This is a genomic window from Nonomuraea pusilla (assembly GCF_900109355.1).
In the GTDB taxonomy this organism is placed as follows: Bacteria; Actinomycetota; Actinomycetes; order Streptosporangiales; family Streptosporangiaceae; genus Nonomuraea; species Nonomuraea pusilla.
In genome coordinates this window covers 34,225-50,026 of record NZ_FOBF01000008.1, presented here as the reverse complement: position 1 = coordinate 50,026, position 15,802 = coordinate 34,225, and the positions used below count along the sequence as shown (strand labels likewise).

Annotated in this window: 14 protein-coding genes; 6 read left to right on the top strand and 8 right to left on the bottom strand. The window is 72.3% G+C overall.

From position 1 onward, the window contains the following. The first annotated feature begins 33 nt into the window (after positions 1-33). The gene (locus tag BMX74_RS18320) at positions 34-447 is read left to right on the top strand and encodes a GNAT family N-acetyltransferase (RefSeq protein ID WP_091101707.1); all 414 of its coding nucleotides are present in this window, start codon (positions 34-36) and stop codon (positions 445-447) included. Here the strand turns inward: BMX74_RS18320 and BMX74_RS18315 are convergent, their stop codons facing one another. From BMX74_RS18315 to BMX74_RS18300, 4 genes are read right to left on the bottom strand one after another with little or no spacing between them, the layout of a single operon-like run. Next, on the bottom strand, positions 448-1,815 hold the full coding sequence (locus BMX74_RS18315) for a hypothetical protein (protein WP_143078691.1): 1,368 nt from the start codon (positions 1,813-1,815) through the stop codon (positions 448-450). Then, positions 1,812-6,035: a WXG100-like domain-containing protein gene (locus tag BMX74_RS18310; protein WP_091101703.1), complete on the bottom strand. Its 4,224-nt coding sequence runs from the start codon at positions 6,033-6,035 to the stop codon at positions 1,812-1,814. The genes BMX74_RS18315 and BMX74_RS18310 overlap by 4 nt, the downstream gene beginning before the upstream one ends. 6 nt (positions 6,036-6,041) lie before the next feature. Further along, a complete protein-coding gene (locus tag BMX74_RS18305; protein WP_091101701.1) occupies positions 6,042-6,341 on the bottom strand; it encodes a hypothetical protein in 300 nt (99 codons plus the stop codon). Continuing rightward, positions 6,338-6,727 (bottom strand): YbaB/EbfC family nucleoid-associated protein, encoded by a 390-nt coding sequence (locus BMX74_RS18300; RefSeq protein ID WP_091101699.1) that lies wholly within the window; start codon positions 6,725-6,727, stop codon positions 6,338-6,340. Before BMX74_RS18300 ends, BMX74_RS18305 begins: the two co-directional genes overlap by 4 nt. A 164-nt stretch (positions 6,728-6,891) precedes the next feature. On the opposite strand from BMX74_RS18300, the gene BMX74_RS18295 reads away from it, so the two are divergent. Beyond that, the gene (locus tag BMX74_RS18295) at positions 6,892-7,368 is read left to right on the top strand and encodes a hypothetical protein (protein ID WP_091101696.1); all 477 of its coding nucleotides are present in this window, start codon (positions 6,892-6,894) and stop codon (positions 7,366-7,368) included. A gap of 39 nt (positions 7,369-7,407) precedes the next feature. Next, a complete protein-coding gene (locus BMX74_RS18290; RefSeq protein ID WP_091102000.1) occupies positions 7,408-7,938 on the top strand; it encodes a hypothetical protein in 531 nt (176 codons plus the stop codon). Here BMX74_RS18290 and BMX74_RS46650 read toward each other — a convergent pair. Next, complete coding sequence (locus BMX74_RS46650) at positions 7,933-8,328, bottom strand: transposase (RefSeq protein WP_420538133.1); 396 nt, start codon at positions 8,326-8,328, stop codon at positions 7,933-7,935. The two genes, BMX74_RS18290 and BMX74_RS46650, sit on opposite strands and share 6 nt — an antisense overlap. A 170-nt stretch (positions 8,329-8,498) precedes the next feature. Between BMX74_RS46650 and BMX74_RS43075 the strand changes: the two genes are divergently transcribed. The 3 genes from BMX74_RS43075 to BMX74_RS18275 are packed head-to-tail and all read left to right on the top strand — an operon-like array spanning position 8,499 to position 10,435. Further along, positions 8,499-8,855, top strand: coding sequence for an ABC transporter permease subunit (locus BMX74_RS43075; protein WP_143078690.1), 357 nt, complete (start codon positions 8,499-8,501; stop codon positions 8,853-8,855). A gap of 38 nt (positions 8,856-8,893) precedes the next feature. Continuing rightward, on the top strand, positions 8,894-9,835 hold the full coding sequence (locus BMX74_RS18280; protein WP_091101695.1) for an ABC transporter ATP-binding protein C-terminal domain-containing protein: 942 nt from the start codon (positions 8,894-8,896) through the stop codon (positions 9,833-9,835). A gap of 51 nt (positions 9,836-9,886) precedes the next feature. After that, positions 9,887-10,435, top strand: a complete 549-nt coding sequence (locus BMX74_RS18275; protein WP_091101692.1) for an aminopeptidase — start codon at positions 9,887-9,889, stop codon at positions 10,433-10,435. Between the two features lie 414 nt (positions 10,436-10,849). Here BMX74_RS18275 and BMX74_RS18270 read toward each other — a convergent pair whose 3' ends face one another. From BMX74_RS18270 to BMX74_RS18260, 3 genes are read right to left on the bottom strand one after another with little or no spacing between them, the layout of a single operon-like run. Further along, positions 10,850-11,473, bottom strand: a complete 624-nt coding sequence (locus tag BMX74_RS18270; RefSeq protein ID WP_055501137.1) for a bifunctional 4-hydroxy-2-oxoglutarate aldolase/2-dehydro-3-deoxy-phosphogluconate aldolase — start codon at positions 11,471-11,473, stop codon at positions 10,850-10,852. Further along, positions 11,466-13,289 carry a BNR-4 repeat-containing protein gene (locus BMX74_RS18265; protein ID WP_218153993.1) on the bottom strand — a complete coding sequence of 608 codons (1,824 nt, stop codon included), beginning with the start codon at positions 13,287-13,289 and terminating at the stop codon, positions 11,466-11,468. Before BMX74_RS18265 ends, BMX74_RS18270 begins: the two co-directional genes overlap by 8 nt. 11 nt (positions 13,290-13,300) lie before the next feature. Continuing rightward, positions 13,301-15,643 (bottom strand): golvesin C-terminal-like domain-containing protein, encoded by a 2,343-nt coding sequence (locus tag BMX74_RS18260; RefSeq protein WP_143078689.1) that lies wholly within the window; start codon positions 15,641-15,643, stop codon positions 13,301-13,303. Positions 15,644-15,802 lie beyond the last annotated feature (159 nt).

Sequence of the window (15,802 nt, the reverse complement as noted above, 5' to 3'; positions counted from 1 at the left end):
GCGACCCGCCGCCACGCCGCGCGGGAGGCCCGAATGGAGCGGGCCGACCTGGACACCCGTTGGAAGGTCACGCTCGCGCGGCTGGAGGCTGCCGAGGAGGAGGAGCGGCGGCGGGAGCAGGAGCGCGCCAACCGGCGGATGGAGGAGGCCACGGGCGAGTGGGCCGAGCGCTTCCGCATATTGGACGGGCTGTCGTCGAAGAACCGTCCCGAGCAGGCACACCACCTGGCCTTCCTCGCGGTGCACCCCGGCCCGCAGAACCAGGGGCTCGGCACGACGCTGCTGCACCATCAGCACGCACGGCTGGGCGGGCTGCCGGCGTACCTGGAGGCCAACGACCCGCGCAACCGCGACCTGTACGCGCGGCACGGCCACGAGGCGCGCGAACCGTTCGCCCGGCCGGACGGAGCGCTGTTCTGGCCGATTTGGCGCCCCGGCACCGGCTGATCAGCGGCTGCCCAGTTCCCGCTCCACGGTCAGCCCGGCCTCGGCCGCCGCCGCCCGGATCTCGCGCCGCAGTTCCTCCAGCAGCGCGGACGCCGGCGGCTCGCCCTGGTGGGTGAGCGCAATCAGCCACTCCTGCGGCGACTTCCGGTACAGGCGCAGCAACATCGGCGCCTCGGGGGCGTCGCGGAGCGCCCGCACCCCGAACTCCTCGTCCCAGTCGTCGTCGAGCCGGCCGCGACGGCTCAGCCCCAGCCGGTCGCGTACGAGATCGAGAGCGGTCCTGGTCAGCGCGCCGCTCAGCACGACGCCGTAGTCCTGGTGAACGGGACGATCCACGGGGCCGGCCGGACGCGGCTCGGGCCGGCCCGGGAGGGACGCCTCGCTGGGAAGGGGCGCCTCGCTGGGGAGGGACGGCGTACGCCATTCGCCCGCGGGCGTGAGTCCGGCCTCGGCCGCCGCCGCGGCGATCTCCTTCCGCCACCGGTCGACGCGCTCCGCCGTGGGAAGACCGCCCTCCACGGTGACTCCGGCGGTCCAGCGTTCGACGTCGTCGCGGGCCAGCCAGAGCCGGGCGCGGAAGGTGCCGTCGTTGGGCAGGTACCGCTCGCCGAAGTCGGTCTCCTCCTCGTCGTCGAGTTGCCCATCGCGCTCGCCGAGCGCCAGGCGGTCCTGGAGCGCCACGAGGCGGGCGGGGTCGAGCGGCCCGCCGTACGAGAGGGTCAGCACGCGCCGGGGTGCCGGGCGCCGGGGCATGGACGGCCGCATGGCGCTCGACTCGGCGGGGAAGAACCCTTCGTCGCCGGCGGCGAAGCCGAGTTCGGCCGCCGCGGCGACCACGAGGCCGCGTACCCGCCGGACCGTCTGCTCGGCGGGCGGGGCGCCCAGGAACTCGAGCGCGACCACCCACCGGTCGTCCCCCGCCCTGTGCACGGCGAGCCAGTGCCGGGCGGACTCGTCGTTGCGCAGCACGCGGAAGGCCGGGTCGCGCTCGCCCGGGTCGGCGGGCGAGCCGTGCGGGAGCAGGTCCAGCCGGTCGATCAGCGCGTCGATGGGCACGGGCCCGGACAGCACCACGGACCAGACGCGGGCCAGCGAGCGCCCGCCGATGAGCGGCGGCCGGCCCGCACGGTCGCCGAACCACGCGCGCAGCGCCTCCGCCTCGTCCTCGCTGATGAGGACGAGGCTCAGGTCGGCGTCGCCCCGCGTCCGCCACCGGACCACGTCGTCGGTGGGCTTCCACGTGCCGCTGCGGGTGTACGCCTCGTCGGTGAAGCCACCCTGGGGGAGGGCGCGCCGCCGGATCAGCCCGCCGGGACCGGAGCTCACGGTGTGCATGACCACGGCATAGTAGGAGGTGTCACCGCTCAAGGAGCCAGCTCCCTGATGCCCTCAGGCAGCGGAATCCTCGAATAGAGCTGCTGCCGGTACTGCTCCAGCGCGTTGCGCTCCTCCTCCGATAGGACGGCCGTTTTGAGGATCTCGTAGACGTCGTGCTCCAGGGTCTTGGCCTCCAGGCTCTCCCTCGTGTGGAACTGCACCTCGAAGAGCACATTGGAGGCCGGATCACGCCACCTGGTGTTGATGCCCTGGTAGGGATTGTCATCGTAGGTCCAGAAATTACGGAACTGCTCCTGGTCGAAGCCGGCCGCCCGCATCTCCGCCTGGATGCGCTGCACCCCCACGACGTAGTTCTCCGTGTCCACGGCGTAGGTGTAGCGGACGGCGTCGGCGATGTCGCGCAGGATGTCCGTCGCGGCCGCGCCGGGACGCGTTTCGAGCCGGTCCGCCACCTTCTCCTTGAGCCGGTCCGCGCTCTTGAGATCATGCTCTAATCCTTCCATACGCGCGCCCGGCACCCACTGCTCGATGTCGGTGAGCCGGTCCCGGATGCCGGGGGACTCACCCGTCCCGTCCCTGGCCTCCCGGTAGTAGTTCATGGCCGTGTCCACCGCCGCGTTCGTCTCGGCGGGAAGGCTCAACCCCTTCCAGTGCCACGAGCCGTCGGGGGCGATGCGGGAAGGCTCGACCTCGGGCAGCGGCATCGCGGTCCGGTCGAGAGAAACGGGAGGCGCGGCGTCGGCGGAAGCCTGGCCCTCGTCGGCCGCCGCAGGGGGCGCGTTCTCGGGCTCGGGGCGTACCGGCGCCTCGATCGGGGGCGCGTCGGGGCCGAGGATCGGCCAGCCGCGCCAGCCCCGGTCCGGCGCCTCCAGCCACCTGGGCTGCCTGGGGTCGCTGTCGAGCCCGAACAACGCGGGAGCGACCTCGCGCCCCAGCTCGCCCTCCCACTTGCGCACCCAGGCATCCAGGTGCGGGAAGACCGTGTTCACCAGCGACTTGGCGACGAAGTCGTACTTCGCGTGCGAGAAGTAGCCCAGGTCCCCCGGCGGATGGGACTCGTAGCGTTTCCTGGCCAGATCCACCATGTCGTCGGAGCGGATCTGGATGTCGTAGTCGCTGCGGGCGTCGTCCAGCCCCAGCTTGTACATCGAGTCGAAGGGGCGCGACGCCGGGCGCTCCGTGTCGTCACCGAGCCACTGCCGCAACGCCTCGGCTGAGGCCGGGTTGTCCGCCAGGTCCTCGAGGGTCGGCAGCGACTTGCGCTGGTTGGAGAAGAAGTTGATGCTGGAGCCCTTGAGCCGGACGTCGATGCGCTCCAGATCGACGCCGTCGCGGACCAGCGCCTGCAGCAGCTCGGCCCGGAAACCCCTGAACTGCTCCGGCGTCATCCCCATGGGCGCTTCGCGGGAACGCCACCAGTTGATCATGTCCTCGGTGTAACCGAGGAAGTCCATGTCGCGCGGCCGGATCTGGTAGCCGTTCGCCGGGTCGGCGGGCCAGGGACCCAGCGCCGGTGCCGGGCCGGTGTCGGGCACCGGCACGTCCGGGGTCAGATCGAGGACCCAGGCCTCGTCCTTGCTGGAGCTGTTCGACGAGCGCCGCTGCAACGGCTCGTTCTCCAGCCCGAACAGCCGGCCGCCGACCTTGCGGCCCACCCGCTCGCCCCACTCGTTCGCCCAGTCGTGCAGCTCGGGGAACGCCTCGCGGAACAGGTTCTTGTCCACGAAGCCGTACTTGTGGGAGAACTCGCCCGGAGAGCCCTCCGCCTCCCACCGCGCCCTCGCGATCTCCACCATCCGGTCGGAGTGGAAGCCGAGGTCGTAGTCGCTGGGCTTGCCAAGGCCCAGCCGGTCCATCACGTCGAACGGGCGGCGTGTCGGCCCCGGGTCGTCACCCAGCCACGCCCGGAGGATCGCCTCGCTCTCCGGGGTGTGCGGGATGTTGTCCATCGTCTTGGTCCAGCCGGACCAGCCGCGTACGGCCGAGCCGACGAGCAGCACGCGTACGTCCTCGGGGCGGACGCCGTACAGGTCGAGCACGTCGGCGAGGCTGGAGCGGAACTCCCGGAACTCCTCCGGGCGCATGCCGAGGGGCGCCTCCTGGTCGCTCCACCACCTGACCTGTTCGTCGGTGAGGTTCAGGAAGCGGAGGTCGCGCTCGGTGAGCGCCCGGCCAGAGGTCGGATCGACGAGCGCCGGCCGCGAATCGTCCGCGGCCCGCGCGCCATCACGGGGAGCGCCGTCCGCGTCACGCGCGCCATCACGTGCGGCCGGCCCCCTGTCTGCGGTGGCCGGAGCACCGTCGCGTGCGGTCGGGGCGCCATCGCGGCGGTGTGGCACCTGCGGGTCCGCACCGCGAGTGCCGACATTCGCGGCATTCTCGGCACCGTCACTCGGGCGTGCAGTCGCCCGGTCCCCGTTCTCGGACGGGCGCGCGGGGTCGGCTCCCAGGTGGACAGTCGGGGCGACCTGACGGGCTCCGGGGCCGGCCGGGTCCGGACCGTTGTCGGCAGTGCGCGTCTGGGCGGTGTCCCGGGGCGTGCCGGAGGGCCGGTCTTCGTGGTTGAGCAGCTGCTCGATCCGCCTGTTCCCGGTGTCGCCCTCGCTCTGAACCGGCCTGCGCGCCGCACTCGCACCGTCGTCCTCTTGACGCGCCGGAACACCATCGCGCGCCGGGACGGTGTCGTGGGCCGGAACGGCATCACTCCCCTGACGAGCCGGAACACCATCGCTCTGCGTTGCAGGCTGGCGGGAGGAAGGTGCTTCGTTCTGGCGCGTCGGTGCGGGCTCTCCGCGCTCGGCGGGACGAGCGGTGGGCGCGGCACCGGAGTCCGTCGCGTGGACGGGCGTCACCGGCGTACGCCCGCGCACCGGCGCGTCCGCACCCGGCCCGCTCCTGGGAACCCCCTGGTCGGTCGCGGCATGAGGAGCCTGAGAGGCGTGGGGGGCGGTCACCGTGGTGCCGCCCGTCTGGGTGACCGGCCGGTCGGGAGCTTCCTGGGGGGAAGGGACTCGCGTGCCGGAATCCGTACCAGCAGCGGAGGCGGGCTGGCGACCCGGGTCAGTGACCGGGTCGGCGGCCTGGCTGAGCGTGGTGTACCGGCCGGGGTCGGAGACCTGGCTCGTCTCGGAACGAACGTTCCCCGAGCCCGTGTCCGCAGGGCCGGCCCCGGAAACCGGCTCGGCGGCACGACTACTCGTACTCACGGAACCCGTATCCGTACGCCCGGAGTCTGCGCCAGGACCGGCCTCGGAACGCGCGTCCCGAGAGCCGGACGTGCTGTGGGCGGGCCCGCTCTGGTAGGGATCGCTCAGCAGCCCCGTCATCCCAGGGCCGGAACCGGAGGAGGAGTTGGGCAGGCTGGTGGTCAGATGCTGGCCGTCGGCGCCCAGCGCGCTGGAGGTGATGCCCTTGGCGAGCATGTCCCAGCTGAAGTTCCCCTGGGCCAGCATGGTCCCGGCGGTGGTGATGCCGCCGGTCACCGCGTACTGCCCGGCCTGCCCGTACAGCGAGGACGACGCGGCCGACAGCAGCCGCTCGGCGGTCGTCATCTCCGCCCGGGTGAGCCCGGCCCTCAGAGCAGGGGTGGCGAGTCGCGTCAGCCCGCCCGACAGCAGCCCCATCATGCCGCCCATCGCGCCGCCGGTCAGCGCGGAGATCCCGATCTGCTTGAGGTCGAGCTCATCCCTGCGCCCCTTGGCCAGCTGCGTGAGCTGGATCCCGGCGTCCATCCCGGCCACGATCCCGGCGAACATGGCGATGTTGAGCAGCGTGCGCTTGGCGATCTGCGCGACCGTCATGCGGGCGAGCGCCACGCGCGGCGGGATGAGCGCCAGGCTGGCGCCGCCGCTGGCGAGGGCGGCGGCGAGGAGGTAGCCGATCTGGGCGATCAGCAGCCAGACGGTGACCTCGATCATGTACTTGGCGTACTGGATCTGCACGCCGACGCCGTTCAGCGCGACGGCGGTGTTGATCAGCCGGTTGACCAGGTCTCCGAGCCGCCCGCCCGCGACCTGGGCGACGTACTTGGCGAAGGCCAGGTGGGCGTCGCCGTCCCAGTCGGAGCCGATTTTGTCCGCGCTCCCCGGCTGGTCGGCGGCGGTGCCCTCGACGAGCCCGTGCGCGGCGGTCACGCAGGCGTCGGCCAGCCGGAAACAGCCCGTCTCGTCGCCTTCCGGCCAGTCCATGCCGACGACCCAGCCGACGTACGGCTTGGCCCAGTCGGGAACCGCCCACCCATCGAACCCCATCGGCGGTCAGGCGTCGCGGCTTCCGGGGCTGTCGGCCCGCTCGTAGTTTCCGGCGTTCGCGCGCAGGCCGGTGGCGATGCCCTCCAGCTCGTCGATGAACGCCTTGAAGCCGTCGAAGATGCCGCTCTCGATACCGGGCAGCTTCTTGGCCAGCTCGGCGCCGTACTCGTCGTTGCCCAGGCTGCTCCTGTCGCGGTCGAAGGCGGCGCGCAGGGTGTTGCGCACGTCGGTGACGTCGACGGCGTGCTTGTCGTAGGCGACGGCCTGGTCGCGCAGGGACTGCGCGCGTACGTAGTAACCGCTCACTCGGCGGGCTCGGGCTTGACGGGCTGGGGCAGGAAGGCGTCGAGGGTGACGCGCTCGCCGAAGACCTCCTCGTACGGCACTCCGTCCGGCATGAGCGGCTCCATGAGCTTTTTGCGCTCCTCGGAGACGACTGCGGTGGCCCGGTCGACCTGGGCCATGATCGACCCGGCCAGCTCGGAGGGGTCCAGCTTGCGGTATACGCGCGGGTTCAGCTCGATACCACGCACCTGGCCGTTCGAGCCCACGGTGACGCTCACGAGCCCGTCGGCCGAGGTGGCCGTGGACTCGACCTCACCGAGCCTGGCGTAGGTCTCCCGTACACGAGCGATCTGCCGGTTCACCTCGCCGGCCAGTTCGTCGATCGTCGCACGGAACACGTCCGTCACAGACGCATCCTTTCGTCTTGTTCACGCACAGATGTCACCACAGTAACGCTTTGGTGAACCGGACGCGTCCGGAATGTGGCTTATGGGGGTCACTGCGTCGGGCTGCGCGGGGGACGCCAAGATCGATGAGCGAAGATCCCTAGCCAGAGCCGGAAGGACCTGACATGCCTCCGACGTACCGCCGCATCCTCCTGCGCATCGGATTGGCCCTTGGCCTTGTGCTCGCCCCGATCTCCTTCGCAGCCTCGCCCGCCTCGGCCCACACCATCGGCGAAGCCGTCGTCTCGGAGCAGGGCTGCGGTTGGCCCAACGGCCGGTATACGACCCTCACCAGGGAGGATCTGTGGGACGACCGCAACAACATGCCTTTGGGTGAGGTGTGGGCGTTGTGGAACGGCACCTACCAGGAGAACTGTGTCGTCACGCTGAGGGTGGGCCGGGCGGACGGCGTCGCCAGTTACACCGAGGCCGTCCTGGAGCGCCAGGGCGGGTCCACGATCAGAGACGAGGGCAACTACGCCCACTACGCGGCGGCCGCCGGATACGCGGCCGGCACGTGCATCAGGTGGACGGGCTCCATCAAGGCCATCTACGGCGGCGGAATCTACGGCACCACCACCCAGTGGAGGTACTGCAGCTAGGGCGTGTATCGGAAGTGTTCTAGGTTGGCTCAGGTGAGCATGCGGGGGTGGAACTATCGGTACGTGGGACCGGCCGAGTTGAAGGCCGCGGTCCGGCCTGGCAGCGGGGGCTGCCGGATCGCCTCGGCGGCCGATTTCGACCGCTGGGTCGCTGAGCGTTCTGCGGCGGAGTTGGTCGAGCCGTTCACCTTTGTGGTCGGCGCGGACGGCGTGCTTCTGCTGGCGCCGCGACGAAGCGAGCATGTGAGCTGTGCCGGTGGACGATGGGTCCTGAGCGCCGGCGAGATCAGCTTCGCCCCCGAGGCAGGCAGATGGGTCGTGCGCGAGGTGACCAACCAATCAACCGGGTACTGCCCGGACATTAGCTCCTGGTCGTCGGTCGCCCAGGCTCTCGATTGTGTAGGGCTCGGGCATCCGTCCAGCTTCACTCACGAAGTGGTGTTTCGACGCTGCCCTGGGTGCCAGGAGCACAACATCGTGCGCGAGAGCGACTTCGTCTGCGTCTTCTGCGGCAGTGATCTGCCCGAGAAGTGGAACGTGGACCCGCTGATTGAGAGCGGTGGATCATAACCACTCGTTAATGGCCGCTACGAGCACGGTCGCCTCGTAGCGGACCGCCAACTTGTCGTATCTCGTAGCTACGGCGCGGTGCCTCTTGAGGCGGTTGATGCCGCATTCCACGGCGTGCCGCTCACCGTAGTCGACCGGGTCGAACTTCGGCGGCCGGCCACCTTGAGAGCCGCGTTGCTTGCAGTTGCGGGCCTGATCGGCCTCGTCCGGGATGGTGCAGCGGATGCCACGCCGTCGCAGGTAGGCGCGGTTCTTGCGAGAGGCGTACGCCTTGTCCGCGCGGACCCGCCGCGGCCGGGTACGGGTCCTGCCCGGCCCTGGCGGGGAGACTCGGATACGGCTCAGGACTATCTCGAATTGCGGGGAGTCGCCTCGTTGCCCCGCCGTAATGACGATGGGGTTTTTGTCGCTGCTCGACGGCCAAGTGCAGCTTGGTGGTCAGGCCGTCGCGCGAGCGCCCGAGGCCGTGGTCGGCCGGCTCCGTGGCGACGCCGCCGGGCGGCTCCTACTGCAGGTCCCGCCTTTTCGTGCCCCGGCAGCGTGCTGGTGGGCACGGACAGTTGACGCTGATCGTGGCGATGGCGATCGTCGGCTTGTCCATCGTGATCCTGGCCGGCCTCGCGGGGATACCGAGCCTCGGACAGTTCGCGGTCGCGGGCGTCGCCGCAGCCGTCTCGGTACGGATCACCGAGACGACCAGCAACCTTTGGCTCGGGTTCGCGGCCGCCGCCGTGGTCGGCGGGGCGACGGCGGCGATCGTCGGGGCTCCGGCGCTGCGCGATCGGCGGGATCGCCTTCGACACCGGGCGCGGTTACGCGCTGTTCGCGCTCGGCTGGCTGGCGGTGCTACTGCTGGTCGCCGCCCGTGTCCGGAGCGGCCCAACCGGTCGGCGCCTGATCGGGATGCGGGACAATGAGGACTCGGCGCGTGCGCTCGGCATGAGCCCGATTCCGGGTGAAGCTCCAGGCGTTCCTGATCGCCGGCGCGATCGCCGGCGTCGGCGGCGCGGTCCTCGTCCACTCGCTCGAGCTGGTCACGCCGGCCGACTTCGCGCCGCAGTCGAGCATCGACGTCGTGGCGCTCGCGGTGCTCGGCGGGATCGCGGTGCTCCACCGGCCGTTGCTCGGCGCGCTCTACGTGATCGCGCTGCCGGCGTTCATACCACTGGACTCCGCGGCGCTCGCGACGTCGTCGGTCGGGTGGCTGCTGCTGGTGCTCTACGTCCCAGGAGGGCTCGCGAGCGTTCTGGGACCGCTGCGACGACGGCTCTTCGGCCAGGTGCGACCGGAGACCGGGCAGCCAGGTTCCGCGACGCCGGAGTATTCGCCGGCGGAGGCGGAGGGGCCGGCTACAGCCGTCGATGAGGAGAAGCCGGATCCTGAACGCCGCCCGGTCCGGACCGGCGGCACGCTCGAACTCCAGAACGTGAGCAAGAGCTACGGTGGAGTTCGCGCTGTCGACGACGTGTCCCCTTACCATCCAGCCGGGCGGGTCATCGCCCAGGGCGGGCCCGAGGACGTGCGCCGGCATCCGGCGGTCGTCAGCGCGTACTTGGGAGCCGACGAGCACGCGATCGCCCGATCCGGCCCGAGCCGGACGCCGACGATCGCCAATGAACACACCATCCGCCGTCCCGTGCGGCAGCGGACCGGAGCAGGCTCTGGCCGCGCTGGCCGTCGAGTTCGGCATCGCCTACGGCCCGGCCAGATCGTCGCGGTTGAGGCCGCGATCGGCCACGAGCAACTGGCGCGTGCGACGGCGGACGCTGCGTACGCACGCGGTGCCCGCTATGTTGCTGTGCAGTACTACGACCCGCAGATTCGGCGGGCGCGGCTGCTCGGCAGAGCCGCCGCGAAGACCTCGGCTTCGCGCCGCCGTGGCTCTCAGGACGCCTGAGAGTGCTCGCCGAGGCGGACGGCGCGCTGATCTTCCTGTCCGCTCCGACGCATCCGCGACTCTCGGCCGGTATCGACCCGGTGGTATCGGCGATCGCTCACGGCCAGGTCGCTCTGGCGCGATGTAGCACACGCCTGCCGGCTCGATGCCGATGATCCGGTGGCGGAGTGGAAGACCCGCGCCGCGGAGTTGGACCGGCTCGCGTCGATCGCCAACGCCGGTCGCCGGCGCGCGCTCCGCTTCCGCGGCCCCGGAACCGACCTCGAGGTCGGTCTCTTCGGGACATCGCGCTGGGTCTCGGCGGCCGACCGGACCACGAGCGGGCACGACCACTACGCGAACCTGCCATCGGAAGACATCTTCACGACGCCGGATCCGGACCGGGTCTCGGGGTACCTCACGATTTGGCGGGGTCGGCCTCTCTCCGATGGTCGTGTCGTCCAGGACGCGCTGCGCCGATTCGAGGACGGCCGTGTGGTCGAGGTCCGAGGCGAGGGTGCGGCTGACGGGCTGCGCGCCCGGATCGCGGTCGACGCGTTCGCGGTGACCGACGCCGGCGACGAGATCCCCGTCGTCGCCGGGGGCGCATGGGCGCTGTGACTCCCGGCGGCATCGCCAGCATCCACCGACCTCGCCGCCGATCCGCGTGGAACGCGACGGCTGGATCCTCATGCGGACGGCCCGAGGACGCTTCCCTGTGGATCGCCGAGAAACGCGAACTCATGACCGGTCCCGAGTTCCGCGCCCCCTGTCTCGACCACGACGGCGGCGCGTGGCCGACCACCACGTCGTGCGGTTTCCGCCGTCACCGCCCGGCGGGTACGGGTCCTCGCGACCAACGCCTCCGGTCGATGTCGCTCACGACGGCAAGGCGCCCCTGCCGCCTGGAGGCCCCGGGGCGGCCGGTTCCTCCAGGCGGCGCTGCTTCTGCTGGGCTGACCCGAGGGTGTCGGGGTCAGGCGTCGGAGGGGCAGGGGGCAGGGGTTGGAGGTCGGAGGGTCAGGGGGTCAGGGGTCACGGAGTCAGGGTGGACAGGAAGGTGCGGACCTCGGCGGGGGTGGCGCGGGTGAGTTCGCCGCCCATGCCGACGGCGACCGCGCCCGCCGCGATCCAGTCAGGAGCCGTACGGGCGGTGACGCCGCCGGTCGGCACGAGCGGCGCGTGCGGCAGCGCCTGCAGGACGTCCCGCAGCGCCTGCGGCGAGCTCTGCGCGGCAGGGAAGAGCTTGACCAGGTCGGCGCCCTCCTCCAGGGCCGTCACGATCTCCGTCGGCGTGGACGCCCCCGCCACGACCGGCACGCCGTGGCGGTGCGCCGTCCTGATGACGTCGCGGCTGAGCGAGGGGCACACCAGGAAGCGCGCCCCCGCCTGGATCGCGAGCGCCGCCTGGGACGCGTCGAGCACCGTCCCCGCCCCCACGAGCGCCCCCTCGCCTGTCCGTACGGCGGCGGCGCGGGAGAGCGCGGTGATGGCGGACAGGGCGTCCGGGGTGGTCAACGAGATCTCGACGGCCGTCACGCCTGCCGCCGCGAGGCGGGTGCCCGCCTCGACGGCGGCGTCCGGCGACGGCGCGCGGATGATCCCGATGACCCGGCGCTCCACGAGGCGGGCGGTCAGCGCCCAGCGGTGCTCAGCCACGCGACACGACCTCGATCTCGTACACGCGGGCCACGTCGATCGTGTTGCCCGACGGGTCGGAGATCGACAGGCGCACCTGGTCGGCCGTCACCGAGGCAGGGACGCGGACGGTGCCCGCGGTGTTGCCGGTGACGGCGGCGACCCGCTGCCAGCCGGACGCGGTGTGCGCCTCGACGGCGAAGTCGCGCAGCACGTCCGTGCCGGGGACCGGCGACTTGGAGTAGCCGGAGTGGACGCGGATCTCGCTGATCGGGTACTCGCGGGCGAGGCTCACAGTGATCGTCGGCGCGGTGTCGCCCTCGGCGGAGATCCACCGGCTGTCGTCGGAGCACAGGCCGTCCACGGCCTTGGCGCCCTCGGTCCCGGCGCGCAGCACCGACGACACGGTGACGGAGGCGTTCAGCGCGACGTTCACGCCGCCGACGCCGGAGGCGAGCAGCCGGTCGGCGATGTCCGAGAACGGCCCGCCGGCGCCGGGCTCGCCGCCGCGCGGCACGGTGGCCCGCCACAGCGAGCCGGTGGCGGGGGCGGTGACGTACAGCAGGTCGGTGCCGTTGACGGAGCGCTGGGCCCGCAGCCGCTGGAGCCCCTGGCGGACGTCGCCGAGCGCGCTGAACGCCCACGGCCCCGTGTCCGGCCGCTCGGCGCGCACGACCTGGCTGCGGACGCCGCCGCAGCCGCCCGCCTCGGCGACGAAGTAGATCCGGGTGCTGGCTCCGGCGCGGGTGACGCCGATCGTGGCCGAGTTGTCCACGGCGTGGTCGGCCCGCGCGACGACCGTCTCCCGCTTCCAGGCGGCGCCGTCCCAGGTGGCGTAGCGCACGTCGAAGCCGGCGAACGTGCTGCCTGAGCGGGCCGTCAGGTACCGGTAGGCGATGCCGGCGAGCTGGTCGCCGTACACGGCGAGCTTGGCGGTCTGGACGGCGCGGCTGGTCGAGGTGATCGTCTCACCGTCCTCGTACGGCTGGTAGACGACGGTGTTCCCCGCGCCGGGCGCGAGCGGCACGGTCAGCGCGGCGCCCGTGACGTCGCGCCAGGAGCCGTCGGCGGGGTCGAACACGGCGTACGAGCCGAGGTGCCGGTGCGTGGTCGCGGGCCACGGGCCCCACTCCCAGAGCACGTGCACCCGCCCGGCGGCGTCCACCTGCAGGTCGTCGGGGTAGAAGGAGTGGTTGGTGCCGGAGCCGATGACGGCGACCCGGCTCCAGGCGTGGGTGGCGGTGTCGAAGCGGTACAGCCGGCCGTCGCGGACGGCGGCGGCGTCCCGGTGGGCCCTGACCATCACGTAGGCGGAGCCGTCCTTGCCGCGCGCGGTGACCGGGTAGGTGAAGCCCAGCCCCGAGTCGGGGAGGGTGGCGCTGGCCTCGGTCAGCGAGGTGACGTCGCCCGGCCTGGTGCCGCGGTAGTAGCGCCAGCCGTCGCCGTGCATGGAGACGAAGGCGTGGATGATCCCCTCGCCGTCCAGGACGATCGAGGGCTGGTTGTGCCCGACGTCGTCCACGTACGTGACGCAGGCGCCGGACACGTCGGGCAGGCAGCCGTCGCGCCAGGTGCCGTCCTCGGCGCGGGCGGCGATGTGCACCTCGTGGCGGCCCGCGGTGGAGGCGGGGGCGTTGTAGGCGAAGTAGTCGGTGCCGGCGAACGAGTCGAGCGGACGCCACCAGCCGGACTGGTTGGAGGAGTCCACGGTGACGGGGACCTGTTCGACGGAGGGTTCGGCGACGGCCGCGACATCGGTCGGCGCGGCGGCGGCGGGCAGGGGGGCGAGGGCGGCCGCGAGCAGCGCGACGGCCGAGAGGATGACTGGACGGAGCACCGTTCCTCGTTTCATGGGAGGGGGCGGAAGGTGGTCTTCGTGGCGAAGTCGGCCAGGCCGTAGGAGAGGGTGACGGTCTCGTGCGGCCCGAGCTGGAGGCGGCCGTCACCGGGACGGGGCCTGCCGGAGTCGGTCCTGATCGTGCCCGTGAAGTCCAGGGCGCTCGGCCCGGCCTCGGTCACGGTGATCGTCTCGCTGTCGCCCCCGGAGGAGGTGACGTGGACGAGGCCGGTCTCCCTGGCGGCGGCGTCGAGGTCGAGCGGGGCGCGCAGCCGCACCGAGAGGGGCCCGCCGGGGCGCGGCGTGGAGTGGCGGAGGGCGGTCCGGTCGACGGCGAGCTGCGCCAGGCTCGCGTTCCACGCGGTGTTGAAGGCGACCCAGCCCTCGGTGTAGCCGAGGTCGGCCCCCGGGCGGTAGGGGTAGGACGCCTCCTTGGGCGAGCCGTCGAGCACGCCCCGCACGTCTTCCAGCTCGCCCGCGCCGTGGCCGGGCGGGTACTCCTTGGGCCAGCCGCGTTCGACGCCCTCGAAGCCGTCGGGGGTGGCGGCGTCGTGGGAGAAGTGCGCGTCGGCGGGGTTGCGGCCGAAGACGTGGTCGATCTGGCCGGCGGCGATGCGGCGCAGGGCGGCCTGCCGCGCGGTGTCGCCGGTCAGCGTCCGGGCGGCGGCGAGCGCGGCGGCGGGCAGGCCCGCGACGTTCCCCGGCTCGTTGTACTCAGGGATGATCCACAGTGAGTCCGAATATTTCCGGAAATCCCACATGTTCTGGGACCGGGCGATCACCACGTCCGCCCACTGCTCGATCTTCGCCCGCAGCTCCCGCGACGGGTGCCTGGCGGCGTAGAAGGCGAGCGACTCCATCGTGACGTGCTCGCTCATCCGCTGGCCCTTGGTGGTGGCCGGGTCGTTCCAGTCCAGGTGGGCGATGATCCAGTCCACCTGCGCGCGGGCCGCGTCCAGGTGACGCCCGGCGCCGGGCAGCCCGTCGCGCACCGCCACGTCGTGCATCATCAGGTTCGGGACGATCGAGTGGCCGGGCGGCAGCTGCCCCTTGCCCGTGCCGAAGACGGTGTACGTCTGGAACAGGTCGGCGCTGTGCGGCACGTCGTACCAGTTCCACCGGTCGCGCGCCGCGTCGCCCCACAGCGCGGTCAGGTGGTCGCGCGCCTTGAGGTACTGCTCGCGCGGGATCCACCGCTCCAGGTGCGGGTAGGCCCACACGAACCAGGCGAGCTGCTCCTTCAGCAGGTCGTGGTTGACCCGCCCCTGCAGGTACAGGTCCACGCCCCAGTTGATCAGCTTGACGATCTCGGGCGCGTCCTGCGCGGCGGCCACGGCGAGACCGTCGTAGCGGCCGGTGCCGGGGGCGCGGGTGAAGGCGTCCGGGTTCGACAGGTACAGCTCGATCAGGCTCTGCAGCGTGAACGAGAACTGGTGGTCGTCCCGCCAGGCCACGCCCGTGTTGCCGCGGTTGCAGTGGTCGCCCTTCGGGTCGGAGAAGACCAGCTTCGACGCGTCGCCGTGGGCGCACCTGCTCTCCACCATGAAGTCCACGGCCCGCCGGATCGCCACCCGGTACGTCCAGTACGGGCCGACGCCGAACGGGTGCGAGACCCCGTTGCCGACGGCCACCGTGTACGGGCCGGGGGAGGCGGGGCGGAAGGCGGTGAAGTCGCCGGCGCCGCCCCGGACGACCCCGGTGAACGTGCCGCCCTCGCCGCTGACCGTGAACGGCGTGCCGTCGGCCGCGCCGGGCGCGGTGAAGCGCTTGGGCCCGGTGAGGTCGTAGCCGCTCTGGTTGACGAGGACGTCCTGCTGCGGCTCGGCGGGGCCGAGGCGCACGGCGTCGGCCCTCGTCACCTTGCCCTGCGTGGCGGCGGTGACGGTCACCTCCAGCGTCTGCCCGGCGGCCAGGCGCACCGGGCCGAGCCGGTGCCAGGCGTCGCCGAACGCGGCCTGGTCGGCGGTGACGCGGGTGCCGGCCCAGGCGTAGGTGACCTTGGGGTCGTTGACGTCGGAGGAGGCGGGGATCCAGACGTCGAGCCCGTACTCGCCGTCGGCGGGGGCGGTGAGCGTCCAGGTGGCGGTGGCTCCCACCTCCCTGGTGAAGCGGGTGGTGCCGCCCTCGTAACCGGTGCGCTGGGCCTGGGTCCACGTCCCGGTCTCGCGGTAGCCGGGGTCGCGGGTGGTGACGACGGTCTGCGCCGCCGCCGCCGATTGGGGCGCGGCGGCAGGGCGGGGGGAGGCGGCGGCGGGGGTGGGCGGCAGGGTGGGCGGCAGGGCGAGCGCCGCCGCCAGGGCCAGGGCGGGAAGCGGGACGGATAAGGCGCGCCGGGCGCGGGTTCGTGCGAGCATGACGAGGACCACCTGTGTCGAAGAGGGCATGCGGTGTCGTCGGAGGCCGCCCGGCGGAGCCGGGGCCGCCACCCGGGAGTCGCCGCTCCCGGTGGCGTCGGCGTGCGGGGAGTTGCCGCTCCCCGCCGCGCCGGGGCGGGGGTCGCGGTTCCCCGCCAC

Bases quoted from the DNA above. Each gene is read 5' to 3' on its own strand.
- BMX74_RS18295 (WP_091101696.1), top strand. From the start codon at position 6,892: ATGCCTCCGACGTACCGCCGCATCCTCCTGCGCATCGGATTGGCCCTT.
- BMX74_RS18260 (WP_143078689.1), bottom strand. From the start codon at position 15,643: ATGCTCGCACGAACCCGCGCCCGGCGCGCCTTATCCGTCCCGCTTCCC.
- BMX74_RS18310 (WP_091101703.1), bottom strand. From the start codon at position 6,035: ATGGGGTTCGATGGGTGGGCGGTTCCCGACTGGGCCAAGCCGTACGTC.
- BMX74_RS18320 (WP_091101707.1), top strand. From the start codon at position 34: ATGGAGCGGGCCGACCTGGACACCCGTTGGAAGGTCACGCTCGCGCGG.
- BMX74_RS18290 (WP_091102000.1), top strand. From the start codon at position 7,408: ATGCGGGGGTGGAACTATCGGTACGTGGGACCGGCCGAGTTGAAGGCC.